Source organism: Streptomyces sp. NPDC101166 (assembly GCF_044768125.1).
Classification (GTDB): Bacteria; Actinomycetota; Actinomycetes; order Streptomycetales; family Streptomycetaceae; genus Streptomyces.
In genome coordinates this window covers 1-1039 of the sequence record NZ_JBIWPF010000366.1, presented here as the reverse complement: position 1 = coordinate 1039, position 1039 = coordinate 1, and the positions used below count along the sequence as shown (strand labels likewise).

The window sequence follows — 1039 nt, the reverse complement described above, 5'->3', positions numbered from 1 at the left end:
CTTTCCGAATGCTCTGCGGGAGACTGTAGCTCCATTCATTTCGTTAGCCTCGCTATTCGGGTTAGCACTATTTGGGCCTGCACAAAATGAGCTTCCACCATTCTTCGTGGCACATCTATTGTGTGCGTTCCAATCCCGCAAATCCAGGTGTCTACTTGAATTCAGCACCTCTCGACACGAGAAGATCGCCATCGCAAGAGAATTCATCCGAGACCATCTGGGAGTCGGTATGCCTTGGGACGCTTGGGCTTTGATGCTGCTGACCGTGACCGGCGCGACGGTCCTCATCGTCTGTCTGGTCGAGGATTTGAGAAATTCCGGTCGGTATGGAAATAGACCCCGCGGCCGTCACCGCCGGGGGCGGAAAGGAATGCGCGCGCGGCGGGAGGTGAATTCGCCGTGGACTCCTACGACCGATTGGAGGACTGTGACGTCGGCGACGACGAGCCGACGATGAACTCCGCGGAAGCGATGGAATCGATTGTCCTACATCGTGACTGCCTCACGGCGCTGTGTGAGCGGAAGATGGCGGCGAGTCAGATCATCCGGGTCGCGTCCGAGCGGGGCCAGTCCGCCAAAGTCATTCAGTTCCCGGCCACCCGAACGGAGTCGAATCGTGTCCCGCGTGACCGGTGACCGCCACCGCGCACCCCACCTCCCTCCGGCGACTCTCGTCGAGGCGAAGGCCGGGCTCGACCGCCACCGGGCGTGCGCCGACGACTGTAATGCCAAGCGGCACTATGAATCCGCCGTCCAGCGGATGGTGCGCGGCCGCGGCCCCGGTTGGAACATCTGGCCTGCCGGGGATCGGTCGCGCCCCGTCTAACGCCCCGCGAGTGCGGCCACGACCGGAGCGAACTTGTCCGCGACGTGGGCGCCGAACACGAAATAGGAGAACCGATCTCCTCCCGCCGCCGCTGGATCTCCTCGATCGCTGCGGCCGGGTCATCCGGCAGCGCGGCCATCGCGTCGGCCGCATGCCACGCGGCGGTGTCGGTGGAGGGCGGCGCCATATGCGGCGCGACCGTGTCCCCGACCA

At 64.0% G+C, this 1039-nt stretch carries 1 protein-coding gene; it reads left to right on the top strand.

Annotated elements, in window-relative coordinates:
• Positions 1-399: 399 nt before the first annotated feature.
• Positions 400-636, top strand: a complete 237-nt coding sequence (locus tag ACIRS4_RS39145) for a hypothetical protein (RefSeq protein ID WP_404205191.1) — start codon at positions 400-402, stop codon at positions 634-636.
• Positions 637-1039 lie beyond the last annotated feature (403 nt).